Below are 286 nucleotides of genomic sequence, written 5' to 3'. Positions count from 1 at the left end.
GCTTGGAAACGGGAATGAAGAACTTCTAAATAATACAGCATTAAAAGCTATTGCAGAAAAGTACCATAAAACAGTGCCTCAGGTTATTTTAAGATGGCATCTGCAGGAAGGATTTGTTGTGATTCCAAAATCGGTAACGCCTTCCAGAATTGAGGAAAATTTCAATGTCTTTGATTTTGAATTATCAGAAGATGAAATGAATACCGTACGCTCTTTAGATACAGGAAAAAGATTATTCTTTGATCCGAAAGATCCTGAATGGGAAGAGAAAATGCTGAATGTTGTG

1 protein-coding gene is annotated in these 286 nt (G+C 35.7%); it reads left to right on the top strand.

All coding sequences use genetic code 11. The features are described 5' to 3' along the window. Window positions 1-286 (top strand): aldo/keto reductase (locus SCA31_RS22975; RefSeq protein ID WP_410699349.1); only part of this gene is annotated, 286 nt, incomplete at both ends.

It is taken from the genome of Chryseobacterium sp. SIMBA_028 (genome assembly GCF_046535285.1).
Lineage (GTDB): Bacteria > Bacteroidota > Bacteroidia > Flavobacteriales > Weeksellaceae > Chryseobacterium.
Note: the sequence above shows the minus strand (reverse complement) of the source record. Positions and strands in the feature narration are given on the sequence as shown.